17 protein-coding genes are annotated in these 20,625 nt (G+C 35.3%); 16 read left to right on the forward strand and 1 reads right to left on the reverse strand.

Annotated features, from left to right (window positions below; genetic code table 11):
* Positions 1 to 4: 4 nt before the first annotated feature.
* From A5849_RS12750 to A5849_RS12815, 14 genes are all read left to right on the forward strand, one after another.
* Entirely contained in the window at positions 5 to 1,225 is a 1,221-nt protein-coding gene (locus A5849_RS12750) for an ABC transporter ATP-binding protein (RefSeq protein WP_002289079.1), read from the forward strand.
* On the forward strand, positions 1,215 to 2,801 hold the full coding sequence (locus A5849_RS12755; RefSeq protein WP_002289078.1) for a bifunctional 2-polyprenyl-6-hydroxyphenol methylase/3-demethylubiquinol 3-O-methyltransferase UbiG: 1,587 nt from the start codon (positions 1,215 to 1,217) through the stop codon (positions 2,799 to 2,801). Before A5849_RS12750 ends, A5849_RS12755 begins: the two co-directional genes overlap by 11 nt.
* Positions 2,802 to 2,839: 38 nt before the next feature.
* Complete coding sequence (locus A5849_RS12760; RefSeq protein ID WP_002314205.1) at positions 2,840 to 4,978, forward strand: glycosyltransferase family 2 protein; 2,139 nt, start codon at positions 2,840 to 2,842, stop codon at positions 4,976 to 4,978.
* Positions 4,979 to 5,270: 292 nt separating this feature from the next.
* Complete coding sequence (locus tag A5849_RS12765; protein WP_002334679.1) at positions 5,271 to 6,662, forward strand: sugar transferase; 1,392 nt, start codon at positions 5,271 to 5,273, stop codon at positions 6,660 to 6,662.
* A gap of 19 nt (positions 6,663 to 6,681) precedes the next feature.
* Positions 6,682 to 7,722 carry a glycosyltransferase family A protein gene (locus A5849_RS12770; RefSeq protein ID WP_002346319.1) on the forward strand — a complete coding sequence of 347 codons (1,041 nt, stop codon included), beginning with the start codon at positions 6,682 to 6,684 and terminating at the stop codon, positions 7,720 to 7,722.
* Positions 7,723 to 7,901: 179 nt separating this feature from the next.
* On the forward strand, positions 7,902 to 8,774 hold the full coding sequence (locus A5849_RS12775; protein ID WP_002346320.1) for a phosphorylcholine transferase LicD: 873 nt from the start codon (positions 7,902 to 7,904) through the stop codon (positions 8,772 to 8,774).
* Positions 8,771 to 9,472 carry a 2-C-methyl-D-erythritol 4-phosphate cytidylyltransferase gene (locus A5849_RS12780; RefSeq protein ID WP_086310143.1) on the forward strand — a complete coding sequence of 234 codons (702 nt, stop codon included), beginning with the start codon at positions 8,771 to 8,773 and terminating at the stop codon, positions 9,470 to 9,472. Before A5849_RS12775 ends, A5849_RS12780 begins: the two co-directional genes overlap by 4 nt.
* A 7-nt stretch (positions 9,473 to 9,479) precedes the next feature.
* Positions 9,480 to 10,547, forward strand: coding sequence for an NAD-dependent epimerase/dehydratase family protein (locus tag A5849_RS12785; protein ID WP_025476957.1), 1,068 nt, complete (start codon positions 9,480 to 9,482; stop codon positions 10,545 to 10,547).
* Positions 10,540 to 11,517: a glycosyltransferase family 2 protein gene (locus tag A5849_RS12790; RefSeq protein ID WP_002346321.1), complete on the forward strand. Its 978-nt coding sequence runs from the start codon at positions 10,540 to 10,542 to the stop codon at positions 11,515 to 11,517. Before A5849_RS12785 ends, A5849_RS12790 begins: the two co-directional genes overlap by 8 nt.
* A gap of 15 nt (positions 11,518 to 11,532) precedes the next feature.
* Positions 11,533 to 12,915, forward strand: a complete 1,383-nt coding sequence (locus A5849_RS12795) for an O-antigen ligase (protein WP_002346322.1) — start codon at positions 11,533 to 11,535, stop codon at positions 12,913 to 12,915.
* 8 nt (positions 12,916 to 12,923) lie between these two features.
* The gene (locus A5849_RS12800; protein ID WP_002339638.1) at positions 12,924 to 13,751 is read left to right on the forward strand and encodes a phosphorylcholine transferase LicD; all 828 of its coding nucleotides are present in this window, start codon (positions 12,924 to 12,926) and stop codon (positions 13,749 to 13,751) included.
* 24 nt (positions 13,752 to 13,775) lie between these two features.
* Positions 13,776 to 14,750, forward strand: coding sequence for a glycosyltransferase (locus A5849_RS12805; protein WP_002346323.1), 975 nt, complete (start codon positions 13,776 to 13,778; stop codon positions 14,748 to 14,750).
* Between the two features lie 2 nt (positions 14,751 to 14,752).
* A complete protein-coding gene (locus tag A5849_RS12810; protein WP_002346324.1) occupies positions 14,753 to 16,177 on the forward strand; it encodes a lipopolysaccharide biosynthesis protein in 1,425 nt (474 codons plus the stop codon).
* A 197-nt stretch (positions 16,178 to 16,374) separates the two neighbouring features.
* Positions 16,375 to 17,322 (forward strand): NAD-dependent epimerase/dehydratase family protein, encoded by a 948-nt coding sequence (locus A5849_RS12815; RefSeq protein WP_002346325.1) that lies wholly within the window; start codon positions 16,375 to 16,377, stop codon positions 17,320 to 17,322.
* 38 nt (positions 17,323 to 17,360) lie between these two features.
* Here A5849_RS12815 and A5849_RS12820 read toward each other — a convergent pair whose 3' ends face one another.
* Complete coding sequence (locus A5849_RS12820; protein WP_002345588.1) at positions 17,361 to 18,521, reverse strand: serine hydrolase; 1,161 nt, start codon at positions 18,519 to 18,521, stop codon at positions 17,361 to 17,363.
* Positions 18,522 to 18,685: 164 nt separating this feature from the next.
* Between A5849_RS12820 and mltG the strand changes: the two genes are divergently transcribed.
* Together mltG and greA are read left to right on the forward strand one after the other, a co-directional pair.
* A complete protein-coding gene (mltG, locus tag A5849_RS12825) occupies positions 18,686 to 19,861 on the forward strand; it encodes an endolytic transglycosylase MltG (RefSeq protein WP_002289159.1) in 1,176 nt (391 codons plus the stop codon).
* Positions 19,862 to 19,996: 135 nt separating this feature from the next.
* Positions 19,997 to 20,476, forward strand: a complete 480-nt coding sequence (gene greA, locus A5849_RS12830; protein WP_002289156.1) for a transcription elongation factor GreA — start codon at positions 19,997 to 19,999, stop codon at positions 20,474 to 20,476.
* Positions 20,477 to 20,625: the final 149 nt, after the last annotated feature.

Raw genomic sequence — 20,625 nt, forward strand, 5'->3', positions numbered from 1 at the left:
AGCTATGACAGAATATGCAATTAGACTAAAAGATATCACAAAATCTTATAATATGTACGCAAAACCGTCGGATCGATTTCGTGAAGCTCTTAATCCTTTTAAGAAATCCTATCATGATGTGTTTTATGCGTTGAAAAACGTGAATGTAGAAATAAAAAAAGGTGAGATGATCGGTTTCGTTGGAGAAAACGGATCCGGAAAATCTACGATGTTGAAAATCATTACAGGGGTACTGACACCAACATCCGGTACGATGGAAATCGAAGGGAAAATCTCTGCTTTGCTAGAACTAGGTTCAGGATTCAATCCTGAGTATTCTGGCTATGAAAATATCTATTTAAATGGAATGGTACTAGGCTTTTCAAGAGAAGAAGTCGATGAAATGGTCGATGATATCATTGAATTTGCTGACATCGGAGACCATATTTATCAACCTGTAAAAACTTATTCAAGCGGGATGTTCGTTCGTCTAGCTTTTGCTGTAGCAATCAATGTGAATCCCGATATTTTGATTGTGGATGAAGCATTGGCAGTAGGCGATCTTGAATTTCAACTAAAATGTATGGAAAAATTTACAGAAATCAAGAACTCGGGAAAGACGATTTTATTCGTTTCTCATGATATCAGTTCGATTCGTCGTTTTTGTGATCGTTCCTATTGGTTGAAAAACGGAGAAGTCGTCGAATATGGCGATACGATGGAAGTAACGACGAATTATGAAAACTTTTTAAAGAAAAAATCAGTTAAAACAGTGGATCGGAATAAAAACCAAGTAGAACGGTTCGCCGCTCCAGATATCGTCGACGTGACGAAAGCGGAATTGTTGGATAAAGACAAAAATCCGGTGGATATGCTGGAACAAGGAGAAAAACTATACGTTAAAGTAACTTATGAAGTAAAAGATGATACAATCAAAAATCCGGTTTTAGGAATTGCGCTACGAACAGTCGACAATTTTTATGTATGCGGACTTAATACTCTACTAGATGGTATCAAGATTCCTTGGAAAAAAGGAGAGAATATCTTTTATCTGGAGTATGAAAAGTTAGGTTTGTTAGCTGGTGAATATTATTTTGACGTTGCGGTCTTTGAAGAAAATGCAACGGTTCCTTTGGTATATAAGACAAAGTACATGAACTTGTTTGTCAGCGGTTCTTATATCGGAGAAGGCATCGTGGTCTTAGACCATAAATGGGAAGAAGGGACTCATAGCAATGAAATATGATTTTGAAATGGACCTAGATGAACAAAGCAGTGTGGGAAAAATTGCCGCACAGATCAAACCAGGAAGTAAAGTTTTAGAGTTTGGTCCCGGAAACGGCCGATTAACGAAACATTTAATCGGAGCAAAACAATGTGAAGTGAGCATTGTTGAGTTAGATAAGGAATTGTTCGATTTTGTCAGCGAATTTGCTCAAGATGGATTTTATGGTGATATCGAAAGTTTTGAGTGGGCAAACTATTATGCTGGACAGACATTTGATTACGTCTTGTTTGCGGATGTTTTAGAACATTTGGTAGATCCTGGAAAAACATTGAAGAAAGTCAGAGAATTTTTGAATGAAGAAGGAGAGATCCTGATTACATTCCCTAACTTGGCGCATAATTCTGTCATGATCGATTTGTTCAATAACCAATTGCCGTGGGCTTCTTATGGTCTCCTAGATGAAACCCATAATTCTTTTTATACTCATGATGGCTTCCAAAAAGTTTTTGAAAAAGCGGGATTATTCATTAATATTGAAGATTATTTGTACTTAGCTGTAGGTGATACAGAATTAAAATCAACTTATGAAGAATTGCCGGAAGCTGTACGCTATGATTTCAAAATGCGACCATTTGGTGAAGTCTACCAATACTTTTTCTCATTGATGAAACATCCAGTAGCACAAAGTTCCATTGCAGAGCCACAAAATTCTAATTATGTAAAAGTGTTAGAAGTAACCCAGCAAACGAAACAAGATGAAACAATCCAACAAATACCATTCAATAATTTCACAGGGGAAAATGAGACACTAAGTTTCCCCGTATCAGAAACAACAGAAAGAATGGTGTTTCGCTTCGCGCAACAACCTAGCTTTATCGAATTCAGCGCAGAAGCTGCCGGAGAAAAACTAACATTTATCGATTCGAATGCTGTAGTCAAAACAGTAAATGATTGTTATTTGTTTGATGGGAAAGAATTACCAGAGTTCGTTCTAACGGATATTTCTGGGAAAGAAGTGACTATCCATTGTCACTATCGCTTTATCGGGGAATTGACACCAACAATGAAAGAATTGTTGGAAACGATTCGTCCCATGGCTGAAGTCACAAAGCAGCTTTCTGAGAAAAATGACGAATTAGAAAGAGAAAATCATCATCTTCTTGAGGAAAATACAAGACTAGACCATACGTTAAAAACAACCACAAATCGCTATTGCACATTGTTGGAAAGTGATGAATGGACAATAAAACATAGACTAGGACGACGTAAGAAAGAAACTTCGAAAAAAATCCAAGAAAAAGAACTTTCTATATGTATTGACGAGAAAATCTGGGATGCAGAAACAAAAATATTAAAAATCATCGGATGGGGAATCGCTAATTCGGATCGCCAACCCTTGTCCTATAAGTTATCAGCTGACCAATCGCCATTTTTCGAAGCAATTCCTGTTTCACGAGAAGAAGTCAATCAAGCAGAACAGCTCGCAAAAGGAACAGAAGCGGGATTTGAGTTACGAATCCTTTGCGAGCAAGAACGTTCATTCTTAGTGGAAGCAGTAGCTCAAAATGGCCAATCATGGATCATTGAAATGTAAATAATGATTAACTTATAAAGATAAGGAGTAAACGAATCGTGCAAAAAAAAGAAATTGCCGTATTTATCGATCAAATCACTCGTGAACGGGCCACTGGCGATTTGCTTATTGTGGGCTGGGCAATTGATGAAGTGACCAAAGAAATCCCTACGATAAAGGTAGAAAAAGAAAATGTGATTGCTGAAGCAACACATGTCGTAAGATTGGATATCAATCATTTATATAATCTTGATGTTAAGACCCAAAGCGGTTTTAAGGTACGTTTATCAGGGAAAATGAGAGGAAAAGCCATCTTAGACTTCCAAACAGCGAGACATCAAAATGGCATAGCTGTGAAATTAAACGGTAAATACCCTTATGATGACGGCATTGAATCTTCATGGGAAAGAAAAAAAAGATTACTGAAAAAAGGGATAAATTATGCAAGGACTCATGGCGTAAAAAAAGCGATCCGTCGGGTCAAATTGGAATTGAAGCCAGGATCGATCGACTATGCAGAGTGGATCAGTCGTCATGAGAAACCAGATTTGAAAGAGCAAAGGAAAGAAGCACAAGGATTTGCGTACCGTCCATTGATTTCCATACTTATGCCTGTCTATAACGTTGAAATCAAATGGCTCGAAAAATGCATTGATTCGGTACTGGATCAAACGTATGATCATTGGGAACTATGTATCAGTGATGATGCTTCTACTGATCCAGCTATCCGAAAGTGTCTGGAATCCTATCAAGCAAAAGATGATAGAATCAAAGTCGTTTTCCGAAAAGAAAATGGACACATCAGTCTGGCAACTAATTCTGCATTGGAAATAGCAGAAGGAGAATTTATAGCACTCTTAGATAATGATGATGAATTACCGCCATTTGCATTATATGAAGTGGCAAAAGTGCTAAACGTACATCCAGAACTGGATGTGATCTACAGTGACGAAGATAAAATCGATGCAGATGGCAATCGCTTTGATCCGCATTTCAAAGCAGACTGGTCGCCTGATACATTGATGGGAAATAATTATATCTCTCACTTAGGCGTATATCGAACAAGCATTGTTAAAGAACTTGGCGGTTTCCGTAAAGGCTATGAAGGTTCTCAAGATTATGATTTGGTCCTTCGTGTGACAGAACAAATCCCTGCAGATCATATTTACCACATTGACCGAGTCTTGTATCATTGGCGGACGATCCCAGGATCAACTGCAAGTAATGGCGAAGCCAAAAGTTATATCTATGATTCCGGAGTGAAAGCATTGACAGATGCCCTGTCTAGAAGAAACATCAAAGGAAGCGTACGTCCTGGCAGAATTTCTGGATTTTATGAGATTGCTTATGACGTCTTGCAAGAGGATTTGGTCAGTGTGATCATTCCAACGAAGAATGGCTATGAAGATCTAAAAACTTGTGTGGATTCGATCATCGAAAAAACGTCTTATTCAAATTATGAAATCATTATTGCGGATAATGGAAGTACAGATCCAAAAATGCAAGAATTATTTGCAGAATACAAGCATCAGCTGAAAGACCGCTTTATCGTAGAATTGATTGACATTCCATTCAATTATTCTCGAATTAACAATTTAGCAGCAGAAAAAGCAAACGGCAAATACTTTTTATTCTTGAATAACGATACAGAAGTGATTGAGCCAGATTGGATGACGGTGATGGTTTCTTATGCACAGTTTGATCGAATCGGCTGTGTAGGAGCAAAACTGTTTTATCCAGATGATACAACGCAGCATGCAGGAGTATTATTAGGAATCGGTGGTGTTGCAGGGCATGCATTGAATAACTATGATCGAACACATTGTGGTTATTTCGGCCGATTGGTCATTGACGTCAATTACTTAGCAGTCACTGCAGCTTGTATGATGGTCAAGGCAGCTGACTTCAATGCTGTTAACGGGTTTGATGAAACATTAGAAGTAGCATTCAACGATGTTGACTTGTGCTTGAAAGTTTATGAACTGGGTCGTTACAATGTCTATGCACATCAAGCAGAATTGTACCATTTCGAATCTAAATCAAGAGGTTATGAAGATACTCCAGAAAAACAAAGACGTTTTGCTGGGGAAATCAAAAAAATGCAAGATAAGTGGCCTTCTTATATTGCTCATGACCCATTTTATAACGATAATCTAACTAAAGAAGGAATCGGCAATTTTTCGTTGAGACCTGATTGATCAAAGAACTGTATTTTCATTTTTATTGATGAAAATACAGTTCTTTTAATTTAATTATATGAATATTGTAACTTGTGACCGAAGAGATGATAGGAAAAACACCCATTCAGTAGGAAGCATGTGATACGGTTTTTGTCCAACTCTCTGTTAGGCAGAAATACACATATAAGCCTACAATAGTTGCCTTTTCTAGTTTCTTTTAATTTCTTTTACAATTTGGTTATTCACTAGGTTTTTAAACTTTGCTATGGTAAGATGATAGAGGCATTATTTTATGGTTAGGAGTGTATATATGAATAAAAATGGGGAGTGGAATGCGGCACGCAGGATATTCATTATCATCATGGATGTACTTGTATTGAATGTGTCGATCTATCTTAGCTTTTTGCTCAAGTTCCAAGGAGAAGTCCCAGCAAGAAACTTAGAGACCTTTCAGCATTCAGCAATTTTTATTTCCATTATCTTTATTGCGTTGAATATTTTGTTAGGAGCTTATGTATTCTATAACCGAATGATCAGTGATATCGTCTTCATTACTGTTATTGGACAGGTGCTGATAGCATTGGGAATCATGGTGGTTACTTTTGCTGGACGTTGGTTTGCATTTCCGCGTGGCGTCATCGTGCTCTCGTTTATACTTGGCACGATATTACTTAGCGTTTATCGGATAGTCGTTTACAAACTATACTTAAGAGTCAGTCGTGATAAGAAAGTACTTATCGTAGGTTTAGAGAAAGATGTCGCACCAGCAATCCAAAACTTTCAATCTAAGAAAAACAACAAACATAAGGTTGAAGCAGTAGTCATCGACAATTATTATGAAAACACAAAAAAATTGATTGATGACATTGATATTGTCTACTTGGCTTCAAAAATCCCAGAAGATGAAAAAATCAATATTTATCAATTAGTGACTAAAAAAGAGAAGAAGCTATTTTTAAATACAACTTTTGAAAATTTAACGATGATCAATCCGAACATCATGAATTTCGAAGATGAAAGTATCATTGAAGCTTCCGGTTTCAAAATTCAGCCGGAATATGAATTATTCAAACGTCTCTTTGATATCATCGTTTCGCTTATTTTACTGATCCTCGCTTCACCTTTTATGATAATCACAGCGATTTTGGTAAAAACAACTTCACCTGGACCAATTATTTATAAACAAGTACGTATTACGAAAAATCAAAAGGAATTTTCAATCTATAAATTTCGTTCCATGAGCGCAACAGCTGAAGCAAAATCAGGACCAGTCTTGGCAAAGAGCAATGATGCCCGTGTGACACCAGTAGGCAAATTTATCCGTGCCGTACGTTTTGACGAATTACCTCAAATCTTTAATGTATTGAAAGGCGATATGTCGATTGTCGGACCACGTCCAGAAAGACCATTTTTCGTTGATCAGTTCAATGAAGAAAATCCTTATTATTATTTAAGACACAATGTACGTGCAGGGATTACCGGATATGCACAAGTATACGGAAAATATGTATCAGATTATAATAGTAAACTACGTTTTGATTTGTTGTATATCAAAAAGTATTCCTTACTATTAGATTTGAAGATTTTACTTCAAACAATCAAAATCTTATTTGATAAGATGTCCTCACAAGGACTAGATGAAGATGAAAATATCAGTTCATTAGCAGAAATCGACTTTTCACAAGAGAAAATTTATCGCTAAGCTGGAGGAAAGAAATGAAATGAGCCATCCGATATTTAGTATAATTGTTCCAGTTTATAATGCCGAAGACACGATCGTTCATACTATAGAAGTTTTAAAAAATCTGGCATTTGAAGAATATGAAGTGATTTTGGTCAATGATGGGTCAACTGACAAAACAGAGCAGCTGATTCAGTCAGCTATCCAAGGAGATAGTCATTTTCAACTTTTTACAACCGAAAATCAAGGACCTGGACTTGCTCGAAATGAAGGCATCAAGCAATCTACAGGGAAATATGTATTATTTTTCGATGCAGACGATGAGCCAGTCAAAGAAATTTTGGCAGATTATCAGCAGTTGTTTGAACAGTATCCTGAAGCAGATTTGCTTATTAGTTCTTTTACATTCCGCACGCTAAGTGGGGAAGAAATCATTTCGGAAAAGGACTATCTTGTTCCAGAATACCAATATACAAATCATGAACAGTTCGTGGATGATATGTATCATCTGATGAATCAGCAGTTGATGTATGTGGTTTGGAACAAATGTTACAAGAGGGAAATCTTGATGGAAAAACAGATTCTATTCAAAAATTACAGCAGTTGTGAAGACCGTATCTTCAATTTGAACTATTATGAACATTGTCAGCAAGTAATATTGAATCCAAGAATCGAGTATATCTATCATTTTGAAGGTGGAAAAGGGATAACCAACCAATATAAACCGAATAAATTTGAAACCTTTAAAGAATTTTATGAATTAGCAAATGTCGTGACAAGTGATAAAGACAAACCAGGTATGGCTTCTCTTCTTTTAAAAGGAACAACCTCTGTCATTTTTTCTATTTATGAGAATCCTGAGCGAACTGCCAAAGAAAAAAGACAAGAAGCCATGCATATCTTGAATGATCCAGCCATCCAAGAAGCTAAAAAGGTTGCATTGACTGATTCCAGCGCGAAAAAAGTAACAAAATGGCTGTATAATTTGCCAGCTCCTCTATTATTATCTGCGGTGAAAGCCGGCAGCTTTGTGGAAGTGAAAATGCCAAGCATCATGGCATTGTTGAAGAGAGTTTATTAAAAAAGTCGGAATAAGGGGTTGTGACTGTCTTTTGTCACAACCCTTTTAAAAACAAAAAATAGCTGTTTATCTATCCGTTTTCAGTTAGTAAAGAAAGAACCACTTGCATAAGATTGAAAACCGCCTCTATTTATGAGAAAATAGGGAAGATTAATAAAAGAATGGTTGAGGCAACTATAATGTACAGTACAGATCCTGAATTAAAAAAAATTCAAAAAGTAAATCTCGAAATGGCACAATACTTTGTAGATTTTTGTAAAAGTCACGATTTGTTGTGTTATTTTTGTGGTGGTGGCGCAATCGGAGCAATTCGACATAAAGGTTTTATCCCATGGGATGATGATTTAGATTTTTTCATGCCTAGAAGGGATTATGATCGTTTAGCTGAATTATGGGAAACCGGTCCACAAAAAGATAAATTTGTTTTATTAAGACCAACTCTGACGAATCACGATCGGAACTCCTTTACAACTATCCGTAACGTCCAAACGACCTTTATCAAAACGTATCAAGAAGATTTAGATATCCCTCATGGTATCCAATTAGATATTTTTCCGTTAGATACTGCACCTGAAAAGCAAGCAGAACGGAAAAAGCAAAAGATGTGGGCAATGATCTATGCGCTTTATCGAAGTCAGCAAGTACCGCAAAACCATGGGAAAGCAATGGAATTAGCTGGAAAGTTATTGTTAAATAGCGTATCCGCAAAAACGAAGTATAAAATATGGAGATATGCTGAAAAGCAGATGACCAAATACAATGATAACCCGACGAATTTCGTTACAGAACTTTGTGTCGGTCCACGATATATGGGAAATGTTTATCCTGCAAAAGACTTTGAATCTGCTGTGTGGGTACCATTCGAAGATACAGAGATGCCAGTACCAATTGGCTATGATCATTATTTAAGTCAAGTTTTTGGCGACTATATGCAGCTTCCCCCTGAAAAAGATCAGGTTTCTCACCATGAAGCAGTTTATATTGACCCAGAACATTCATTCAAAATGTACAAAGGAAAATATTATTTAACTAAAGGAGCAGAAAAAAAATGATTACAGCTATTATTATTGCCGGCGGTGTCGGTAAACGTATGGGACAAGATATCCCAAAACAGTTCATTACAATTGAAGGTAAACCTATTATTATCTATACTTTAGAATCATTTCAAAAACATCCACAGGTCGATCGGATTTTAGTCGTTTGCAAATCTGGTTGGGAAGAAACGATGTGGGCATATATCAAAGAATTCAACATTAACAAAGTCCAATGGGTCATTACAGGGGGATCAAAAGGACAAGAGTCGATCAATAATGGTGTCCAGTTTTTGAAAGATTATTCTGAAGACGATGATACGATCATCATCCATGATGGTATCCGTCCACTAGTAGACGAACTAGTATTGTCAGATGTAATCGTTAAGTGTAAAGAATTTGGTAATGGCGTAACCTCTCTACCTTACAATGAACAAATTTTTATCAAGAAAACAGAAGAAACGACGGAACAGTATGTTGATCGTAACACATTGCGGCGTGTCTCAACTCCACAAGCTTATCAATACGGAAAACTACGGGCAGCATATGACCGAGCAGTGAAAGAAGACATTGGTATGACTGATTCTTCCTATACGAATACCATGATGGTAGATTTAGGAGAAACTTTATATTTTGCTGCTGGTTCTGATAAAAATATCAAATTGACAACAACAGATGATTTAGAATTGTTCAAAGCATACTTAAAAATGAAAGACTAGGAGAAAGATGATGACGTTGATTAAACAAGCAATGTACCAAGAAGATTTAGCAAATGTGATCAATCATACACCAAAAATAAAACAGCTACATGGCAAATCCCTGCTGATGATTGGCGCTTCGGGAATGATCGGCTCTTTTTTGATTGATACGTTGATGGCTGCTAATGAACAACTAGACATCAAAATCAAAGTATATGCTATGGGCAGAAACCGTCAGAAGCTTGAAAAAAGGTTTGCCAGTTATCTTTCCTTAGATACTTTCGAAATTGTTGAAGGTGACGTCACAGAACCCTTACCAAAAGAAATTCAAGCTGACTATTTGATACACGGTGCAAGTAACACACATCCTAAGGCTTACGCAACTGATCCAATCGGTACGATCATGACTAATCTTGCAGGTACAGAGCAAGTATTGAAACATGCAGTAGCAACCCAGCCTGAGAGAGTATTATTTTTATCAACAGTAGAAATCTATGGCGAAAATCGAGGCGATATAGAAAAATTCACAGAAGATTACTGCGGGTATATCGATTGTAATACACTGAGAGCAGGCTACCCTGAAGGAAAAAGAGTCAGTGAATCATTATGCCAAGCCTACATCGCAAAACACGACCTCGACATCGTGATTCCAAGGCTCTGCCGTACGTTTGGTCCGACAATGCTTTTATCTGATACGAAAGCATCCTCACAATTTATTTTAAATGCAGTCGAACAAAAGGATATTGTTTTAAAAAGTGAAGGAAATCAATATTTTTCGTATGTTTATGTTGGAGATGCTGTTTCTGCTATTCTTCATTTACTGCTTGAAGGAGAAAAAGGAGAGGCGTACAATGTTTCTTCAGAAAACTTTGATTTACGACTAAAAGAATTAGCACAACAGCTAGCTGATATCAGCGGTAAACAAGTAATTTTTGAATTGCCGGATGAGATTGAACAAAAAGGTTTTTCAAAAGCTAGCACAGCGATACTTGATAACAAGAAAATCAAAGAAAATGGTTGGTATCCAATATTTGAATTGAAAGAATCATTGATACACACAGTAGAATTAGTTAAAGGTGAGAAGCAAAATGTGTGAGATTAGTATTATCATGACGGTTTTTAATGTAGAAAAGTATTTAGCTAAAGCAATTGATTCTGTTTTGTTACAAACATTTGCTGACTTTGAGTTAATTCTTGTAGATGACGGATCCTCTGACCGTTCGGGAGAAATATGCGATGAATATCAGCAAAGAGACAAGCGCATAAAAGTAATACATCAACCAAATAGTGGTGTCAGCTCAGCCAGAAATACTGGTTTAGAAAATGCACAAGGAAAATTTATCGGTTTTGTTGATAGTGATGATTATATTGAATCTGATATGTATGAATTTCTATATAATAACTTGATTGAAGAAAAAGCGGATTTATCTATCTGCGGAATCTACGATGTTTATGAAGGTAAAGAACCTCAGGCAAAGACACCTGGTCATTACGTATTAACAAAAGACGAAACTGTTAAAATGATATTGGAAGCAAAAGTGATATCTGTCCATCCGGTAAATAAATTATATAAAAAAGAATTATTTAATCATATAAGATATCCAATTGGAAAAATTACGGAAGATGGGGCAGTAATGTTCCATTTGTTAGAAAATGTAGAAAAAGTTGTCGTAGATATGACACCTAAATACTATTATTACCATAGAATGAATAGTATTACGACTTCTCCTTATTCCGAAAAAGATCTGAGTACAATAGAAGCTTGGGAAATGAATGAGAAGTATATTGCAACGAATTATCCTGAATATTCAGATATTGCACATACTAGAGTTTGTTGGGCATATTTCATTGTCTTAGATAAAATAATGATTAGTCATGCTGAGAAAAAAAGTACTGTTACGAAACAAATTGTTGATTTTTTAAGGAAAAACTATACTTTTATACTACGTAGTCCATATTTCACTAGAAACAGAAAAATAGCTGCAACTGTATTGCAGTTGAATGTGAGATTGTATAAGAAACTTGCAATTTTGGAAGATGAGAAATACAAAAGTAAAAATAGTTAGGTGAGTGTGTAAAAAATGGATTCTGTTAAGTTTCATAAATACTCAGAATATAGTAAAAAAGGGTTTATTTTAATATTTGGGATAGCACTGATTATTCGTATCATCAATTACTACAGTCTGATTCCCTCAAAATATGATACCTTGCTGTTTACACTGATTACGGTATGGGCAGCATTAATCACTGCAGTAGATATATTTACTAAGAATTTCAGCTTGAAAAAAGCAGATTATCTGCTTCTAGCTTTCATACTAGCCATACTATTATCCACATTTTTAAACGGTCCTGCCGGAATCGTCGATAATATCAAGTTAGTAATTTGGCAGTTTATTTATCTCTTTGTCGTTTTTCGTATAGGTAGGGAGGACCATTTCAAACAAATCATTCCTATGTTTGAAAAAATATTGCTTGCTTGTTGGAATCTCTTGGCTCTTATCTCTTTAGGAATGTTTGTGTTAAATTATTCCTACGTACAGGAGTTAGATAAATTCTATAATGGGTTTAGAGCAGGATTTGTCGAGAATCGTTTGTATGGTGTTTTTTCTGACCCTAATTTTGCCGGTGCAACTTCTGTAGCAGTTATTTTTCTTGCTGTAAAGCTATTAATGACGAATAAAAACAAAATGGCAAAAATTTATAGCATAGTTACGATCCTTCTTCAATTTGCTTACATCATTTTGTCTGGATCAAGAACAGCAGAGATTGCTTTGGTATTGTGTGCTTATTTTGCTATCTTCTTTATTGTCTATAACCGATTTGGGAAGACGATTGCTTCTAAATTATTATTGGCAGTAATCTGTGGGATTATTGGAACTGGAGCTGTTTTAGGAATTGCTGAAGCAGGGAAATATGCTGCCCCTAAATTGATCAATATAACAGCAAGATATGTTCCTAGAAAGTCTGAAAATCCAGATAAAGATCAGAATCCTATCAGTTTAAAACGGGATGATGTTGTAAATAAGGACGATGTGTCTAATAATCGTTTTGCTTTATGGAAAAGTTCGTTTGAGATTTTTCAAAGTAGTCCGCTTGTCGGGAGTTCACCTCGTAATTTGGTTAATTATGCTCAAAAAGAATTACCGAATACGTTCATTGCAACAAAAAAACAAACTTCCCATAATTTTATCTTCTATTTATTAGCAACAACAGGTCTGTTAGGGACTATACCGCTACTTGTATTTCTGGGAATTAAGATTTGGAATACATTGCGACAACTATTTATGCGTACTATAAAAGACTACGATTCGTATGTGTTAAATACCATGGCAGTACTTGCAATTTTGATTTCTGCTATGTTTTTAACAGAACTCGTTTTAGTAAATAAAATAGGAAGTTTTATTTTCTGGTTGTATTTAGGCGGAATTTCTGCATTTGAATACACTAAAGTAAAAGGTGAGTGAATAATGAAATGAAAAAACTAACGAATGAAGATATCCAGCGTATAAGTGTAGATATCTTAGTATATATTGACAAATTATGTAGAGAACACAATATTGATTATTCTATCTTTTACGGGAGTCTGATTGGTGTTGAACGACATAAGGGGTATATTCCGTGGGATGATGATTTAGACATCGTCTTAACAAGGCCCAACTATGAACGACTACTTGAGTTGCTCAAAAAACAAGAAGACTATCTTCTTTTAAGTCCGGAAAATACTGAGAATTATCGTTATGCGTTTGCCAAATTAGTTGATAAGCATACAAAAGCGGTAAGCAAGCAATATTATAATAGTGAGGATGAAAATCTTGGCGTTTATGTCGATATTTTCCCTATTGATGGGTTCCCAACAGATTTGAATGAACGTAAAAAATTTGGTGAACTTTGCGAATTATATCGAGCGAATATGGTTTTTTCTTTGAATCACTCTTATGCTATTTCACGTTCTTGGCTGAAAGCTAAAGCTAAAAGAATTTTATACTATCCAAAATATCGTAAATTACTTCGCCAAGGGGATTATAACTACTGGAAAAATAAATATGAATCTCTAGTAACAAAATATCCGTTTGAAGAAGCAGAATTCTGTGGATATATGGAATTCATCAACATCTATTGGGGTGTTTTTCCAACTGACTGGTTCAAAGAATATGAAGATGTAGAATTTGAAGGACATACTTTTATGGCTATTAAAGAAAGAGATAAATTCTTAACTCTTAGATATGATAACTATATGGAATTACCGCCTGAAGAAGAAAGAGTCACACATCATCCATACGATTTTTATTTTAAGGATTAAGAAGATGAATACGAGGTTTATATAATGAATGAAAAATTAACAACTTCTGTGGTAATGGCTACTTATAATGGTGAAAAGTACATCATAGAGCAATTAAAATCACTTCGTGACCAGACGAAATTAATTGATGAAGTTTTGATTTATGATGATGGCTCTCAAGACAAAACAGCAGATTTAATCCGGAAGTTTATTGAAAAAAATAAGTTGGACAACTGGATATTTAAAGTAAATGAGAAAAATCACGGATGGCGAGATAACTTCATGGAACTTCTTTCTGCAGCTACCAAGGAGATTATATTTACTTGTGATCAAGATGATATATGGTTACCCGATAAAATCGAAAAAATGTGCGCACCATTTGAGAAAAATAAAAATATCTCAGTTTTGGTTTCTGATTATACTGAAATAATTGAAGAGACAGGTAGTTCTGCTAAATTAAGAAAACTTAAGACTATCGACGAAGATGGTGCATCAAAAGTAGTCTTTCGCTCAGAAAATATTTTATTGAAAAGACCAGGGTGTGTATTCGCCGTAAAAAAAGAATTTGTTCCAAAAGTACAAGAATACTATACCATAGCCGAAAAATCAGCTCATGATTTAGCAATGTGGGGTGCAGCTTTGATTTTTGATCAATTATACTATTTGCCCATACCTACAATTAAATTTAGAAGACATGGGGATAGTTCATTTCAAAAAGAAGTATCTACTGCAAGAAAACAAAATGGAATCTATGATGGTAGGATTAATACATTAAAAAGATTCAATGTTCGTCTAGATTCAGCAAAAATGTTTATGAAGAAGCAGGAATCTATTGAAAATATAGAACAAAAAGAAATGATTATAGACAAGATGAAGAAAGAAAATCTAATGCGAATCGATATTTTAACACAGAAAAAATTGAGTTCTGTTTTCGTAAATGCATTTCGCTATAAAAATAAATTTAATTATGCTGCTGATTTCTACCACGTCTTAAAATTGAATAAAAGTAAGAGGTCATGAGTATGAATGAAAAAGCAAAATCAGTAGTAAAAAATTTATATTATACAGTAGCCGCAAATTTTGCTACATTAGGTATCTCAATCCTACTAAATTTATTCGTGCCAAAATTATTAGGAGTAACTGAGTATAGTTATTGGCAACTATATGTATTTTATTCTTCGTACGTAGGCTTTTTGCATTTTGGATGGATCGACGGTATTTACTTAAAAATAGGCGGGGAAGAGTATAAAGATATCGATAAACGTTCATTAGGTTCGCAATTTTGGTATCTAACGATTTTTGAGTTCTTTGTTTCAATAGCTATAGTTGTTTGGGCTTATTTCTTTATGCCAAACAGTTCCCAATCACTCATTTTAATATTGACAGCTGTCGTTTCAGTGATTACGATTGTTAAAACTTTTATTCTGTATATTTTCCAATCGACGAATCGAATAAAAGAATATGCGCAGCTTTCTCGGAATGATCGATATCTTTATGTCTTATTTATTGCTATTTACTTTGCTTTAGGCGGCAGAGATTTTTATTGGCTGATTATTATGGATATTGCTTCTAAATTAATCGTGACGCTTTGGGGAATGACTCGAGTCAAAGATATGTTGCAAGTCAATATGATGGGTCTAAAAGAACTTGTCCCTGAAATTTTTGATAATATCAACATCGGTAGTAAGTTAATGTTGAGTAGTATTGCTAGCATGCTCATTATTGGAACTATTCGGTTCTTTGTTCAACAACGATGGTCAATCGAAACTTTCGGTAAACTGTCCTTTACGCTGAGTATTTCAAATATGTTCCTAACATTTGTTAATGCAGTAGGAATTGTTATGTTTCCATTACTAAGAAGGACAAATCAGCAAAGGCTGCCTGAATTATTTCGTGTTTTACGTGATCTATTTGTTCCATTAACATACGGTTTGCTGTTATTTTACGTTCCAGCAAAAATCGTTTTGACCATGTGGCTACCCGAATATAGGGAAAGTCTGAATTTTATGGGAATCTTGTTTCCGATCGTTATTTATGAAGGAAGAATGTCTTTGCTTATCAATACGTATTTAAAGACCTTGCGTAAAGAAAAAACGATATTAATGGTCAACGTGATGACGCTATCCTTTTCGTTAGTGGCTTCATTAGTCATTATATTTGTGATAGGTAACTTGAATTTGGCAGTAGGCTTGATATTGTTGAGTTTAGCGTTTCGCTGTAATTTAGCAGAATATTTTCTTTGTCGTGGAATGAAATTACCTGTTGGATACAGACAGTTGGTAGAAACGATTCTAACGATTGCTTTTATTTTTAGTAACATCTGGTTTGGCGGTGACTTTATTAGTCTAGGTATCTATAGCTTGATTTATGTGATTTATTTGCTATATGTACATCGCAGCTTCCTTGCGAGCTTTGGCGAATTTCGCTTGTTATTAAAAGAACGTTAAGCTATATTGAAATATAAAATAATGCAGAGTAGGTTCGGCTAGAATTTACTCTGCTGTTTTTATATTTTTGAAGCGATTAATTTGTAGAATTCGGCTATCAGTCCATTTAGACTGTGTATTCTTTATATAGTTTTTCCTGGCTAAAAATGGTAAACTAACTGTATTAAGTATGAGAATGCATAATTGGAGTGAAACTTGTGGATACTATATTGATTACTGGCGGAGCTGGTTTTATCGGTTCAACGCTAGCGAATTATTTGGGAAAAGAAAACAAAATCGTAGTAGTCGACGATTTATCAATGGGAAAAAAAGAAAACTTGGATATGGATAAACAAGTGACCTTCATTGAGGGGGATGTATCAGATCCTCAATTGATGGAAAGAATCATGAAAGAATATCAGTTTACCTATATTTTTCATCTAGCTGCTGTAGCTAGTGTGGCAGATTCTGTAGAACGGCCTGTAGAAACACATCGTGTAAATTTTGACAGTGCGCTTTTATTGCTTGAGTTAGCACGGAAATATCAATCTAATTTAAAACGATTAGTATTTAGTTCATCAGCTGCAGTTTATGGTGATGAACCAACACTGCCAAAAAAAGAAGAATCAGTCATTCGTCCATTAACACCATATGCTATCGATAAATTTGCAGCAGAACAATATGTTTTGGATTACTGTCATTTATATGATGTTCCAACAAGTGCTGTCCGATTTTTTAACGTTTATGGCCCAAATCAAAATCCGAACTCTCCATATAGCGGAGTCATTTCGATTCTAGTGGATCGTTACAAAAAACAATTGGCAGGAGAAAAAGCGGAATTTACTTTATTTGGTGATGGGAGTCAGTCTAGAGACTTTGTTTATATAGAAGATGTTATACAAGCACTTTTACTTGTTGCCAAGGAAGAAAAAGCTTTAGGACAGCAATTCAATGTCGGGACAGGAAAAAGCACTACGCTACTTGAATTGATCCATTCAATTGATCAAATCTTAGGAACAGAGCTAGCGCTTAAATATGAAGCGGAGCGTTCAGGGGATATTCGTGATTCTTTAGCGGATATTTCAAAAATTCGTTCTTTAGGCTATCAGCCTAAATTTGATATATTGAGCGGAATGGAACGGTATTTAAAGTCAGAAATCAACTAAAACAAAAACCAGCAAGATGCTGGTTTTTTTGTTTCGACTTAGCTTTTTAAATTAACACCTTCCATCAGTTCATAAATCTGATTTCTTAAATCAGTGGCCGGCAATTTGATGTTTTTATCTGATTGGATATTACTTTCCATAACGATGGCATCTTTAGTGTCTTTTTTCATCGCCACTACTGCATGGAATCGATTGATATTCCCCTGAGCAAGGATATAATCGTTTCCACTGTAAACACCGCCGCTGTAAGGATGTTTATCACCATTATTTTGCCACAATGAGAAAAGTAGTTCTTTTGGTATGATACCGCCAGAAAGAACACTGGTAAAGAATTTGTTCAAGTCATAAACAGACATACTTATGTTTCCTGTGCCTAATTCATTTCGGATGTCGGTTTCAGGCTCGATCAATGCTTTTGAATAATCGTCAGTTGCAGACATCTGGTAAGATACAGCATGTTGAGGCGAATTTTTTACATTGTCATAAAAATCTGTATGTTCTAGATGGAGAGGACGAATGATCTCTTTCTTTAGAAGAGTTTCATAAGGCTGATTCGTTAGTTTGATCAATATCCCTGTAAGCAATGTATAATTCAATGGTTCATAATGATACGTATCATAATCAGTAAGTTTCAAATGATGAAGGGCGAACTGAATGATTTCACTATCCGACATAGGTTTGTCGGGAGAAGCAGTTCGATGAAGACCAGAGCGCATATAAAGCATATTTTTGATTGTGATTTGCTGACTTCCAGGAATCTGAGGATAAAATTCAGCTAACTTTGTGTCAAAAGTTAACTTACCAGCTTGGATTTGTTTTAGTATCAGTAAAGCAGTCATTGCTTTTTGAATCGAACCGATTTGATAGTAAATAGAAGGTGAATTCGATTCTTTTACGCGCAGATTTGCATATCCATATCCTTTTTCTAATAGTACGCGATTATTTTTGCGTACATAAATCGAACCGATATAATCTGATTTTTGTAGTAATTGATCAATTTTGCTAGCAAGCATTTGCTCATCGGGCGTTAAATTGGAAGTAAGTTGTGCTGGCTCCGCTTTATAAGTTTGGGACTGAGGTGTTTTTGTTAATTGACCTCCTATAATGATGCCTGTTGAAAAGAAGCAGACAGACAATAATAAAATTACAAGAAAAGAAATAGAAATTTTTTGTTTTTTTCGATGTTTTCCTTTTGACATGTTAATTCCTTTCTATCCATTTTTAACTATTTTTCATTGTAATCCTCAAAAAGAGTATTTGCCACTTACAATTTTGACATAATATTTGGTAAAATAATTCACGGCAGTAGAAATTTCATGTATAATAAACAGAGTTACGAAGATGATAGTAAGGAGGAGTTGTTTTGTCAGGAAACAAACAACACCCAAGTAAAGATAAAAAAGAAGCCAGTAAGGCAGCTACAGCAGATATAATCGACAAGCGGAGAAATCTGCGTAAAAAAGAAGATAAGATTGTGAGGAAGATCATTTTAGTGATTGCTCTTACATTATTGATTATTGGCGGATTTCTTGGATTTACCGTGTATCGTTATGTAGATAGCGGGTTGAAGCCTTTAGATAAATCAGATGACCAATTAGTCCAAGTCGAGATCCCGAGTGGCTCTTCTAACAAGCAGATTGGTGAGATTTTGGAGAAGGACAATATTATTAAAAGCGGGATTGTTTTCAATTATTATACAAAATTTAAAAATTTAACTGGCTTTCAAGCTGGCTATTATCAGTTAGCGCCTAATATGACTCTTGACGAGATTGGCAAACAGTTGCAAGAAGGCGGTACTTCTGAGCCAACAAAAGTTGCAGATGGGAAAATTGCCATTCCAGAAGGGTACGATATCGATCAGATTGCTGAACGGGTAGCGAAGGTAACTGGTAAAGACAAGAAAGAATTTTTAGATTTAGTGAATGATGAGACTTTCTTTAACGAGTTGCACCAAAAATTCCCAGAACTGTTGGAAAGTGCATCTAAAGCTGAGAACACAAAATACCGTTTGGAAGGTTACTTATTCCCAGCCACATATGATTATTACACGAGTACTTCGCTTAAGGATCTAGTGATTGAAATGGTGAACAAGACGAATACGGTCATGCAAAACTATTATTCAGCTATCAAGCAGAAAAATTTGACTGTACAAGAAGTTTTAACTCTAGCTTCTCTAGTTGAAAAAGAAGGCGTAAAAGAAAATGATCGTAAAAACATTGCACAAGTCTTCTTTAACCGAATCAAAGCAAATATGCCACTTCAGTCAGATATCTCTGTTTTATACGCATTAGGTGAACACAAAGAATTAGTGACGTATGAAGATACAGCTGTAGATTCACCATATAATTTGTATACCAATACCGGCTATGGACCTGGACCTTTTGACAATCCAAGCGAAGAGGCAATCAAGGCAGTATTAGAACCAGCAGAAAATGACTATTATTATTTCGTAGCAGATACGAGCACTGGAAACGTTTATTTCGCTAAAACTTATGAAGAACATATGGAATTAGTGGAAAAATATGTAAATAATTCTTAGAAAAACAGGCTCTAGACATTGATCATTTTTAGAAAAACATTTACATTTGAAGAAAAGCGTGGTAATCTTTTTTGGACTATATTCCTCAAAAGATTACCTTTTGCGGTATTTTATCGAAAAAAGGAGACGTTACACATGGTAGAGAAAGTTTATCCAATGACTCTAGAAGGTAAAGAAAAATTAGAAAAAGAATTAGAAGAACTAAAAACAGTCAAACGCGGAGAAATCATTGAACGAATCAAAATTGCCCGCGGTTTCGGAGATCTTTCCGAAAACTCTGAATATGAATCAGCGAAAGATGAACAAGCATTTGTTGAAGGAAGAATCACAACAATTGAAAATATGATTCGTTTTGCTCAAATCATCGATAACGACGGTGTAGATGCAGATGAGGTATCAATTGGTAAAACAGTTACATTCATCGAACTACCAGATGGAGAAGAAGAAGAGTACACGATTGTCGGAAGCGCTGAAGCAGATCCGTTTTCTGGCAAAATTTCCAATGATTCTCCTATTGCGCAAGCATTGATTGGCAAACGTAAAAATGATGAAGTAACTATTGCTACTCCAGGTGGCGATATGTTAGTTAAAATCGTCAAAGTAGAACAAGCGTAGTCTGACTGAAAGATCTAGAGAGTTCATCTTACTGATGATACACTCTAGATCTTTTTCTCTTTGTGTATTTTAGATTTCAACAAAAGATCTTACATCTAAAGTCCTATAGCCAACAGTTAAAAAAATAGGTATGATGAAATGAGAATGTG

This window comes from Enterococcus sp. 10F3_DIV0382, assembly GCF_002140245.1.
GTDB lineage: Bacteria > Bacillota > Bacilli > Lactobacillales > Enterococcaceae > Enterococcus_B > Enterococcus_B lactis.